The sequence below is a fragment of the Haemophilus haemolyticus genome (assembly GCF_001008205.1).
Classification (GTDB): Bacteria; Pseudomonadota; Gammaproteobacteria; order Enterobacterales; family Pasteurellaceae; genus Haemophilus; species Haemophilus haemolyticus_Q.
Map to the genome: position 1 here is coordinate 1 of NZ_LCTK01000019.1, position 637 is coordinate 637.

The 637-nt window shown below is 40.7% G+C and carries 1 protein-coding gene and 1 pseudogene; both read right to left on the reverse strand.

Annotation, left to right across the window (positions count from 1 at the left end; translation table 11 throughout):
- Positions 1–113, reverse strand: a pseudogene (locus AAX18_RS08995) (acyl-CoA thioesterase II); the annotation flags it as partial.
- Positions 114–194: 81 nt separating this feature from the next.
- Positions 195–637, reverse strand: a 443-nt coding sequence (gene nrdD, locus AAX18_RS04310; protein WP_046953079.1) for an anaerobic ribonucleoside-triphosphate reductase, incomplete at its 5' end; no start/stop codon positions are given.

Below are 637 nucleotides of genomic sequence, written 5' to 3' on the forward strand. Positions count from 1 at the left end.
CTTTCTCCACGAAAGATTAAATCATCAATTTTTTCAAGTTTAAGAAGATGAATAAGGTTATTGAGAATATCTGACATATTGCTTTCCTTGAGGATAAGAAAAAGTGCGGTTATTTTAGCGGAGATTTTGGGGAATGCCAAAGTTGGAAATAAAAAGCACGCATTAAAAAATGCGTGCTTTTGCTAGAGTGTTAATCAAAGGTGTTTAACTCTTCTTTTCACTTCTTCCTGTTTTCCCGCATTAAATGGGCGGGCATCAGGGCTACCCAGATAGCCACATACGCGGCGAGTGACAGACACTTTTGTGCTATCGTGATTGCCACATTTCGGGCAAACAAAACCTTTGCTGGTACATTCAAACTCGCCGGTGAAACCACATTCATAACATTCGTCAATCGGTGTGTTTGTGCCGTAGTAAGGCACGCGATCGTAGCTATAATCCCACACATCTTCCAATGCTTTTAAGTTGTGTTGAATATTTGGATATTCACCGTAGCAAATAAAACCGCCGCTGGCGAGTGGGGGATACTCCATTTCGAAATCTAGTTTATCGTAAGGATTTACTTTCTTTTCTACATCTAAGTGGTAACTGTTCGTGTAGTAGCCTTTATCCGTGACGCCTTCAATCACGCCAAATT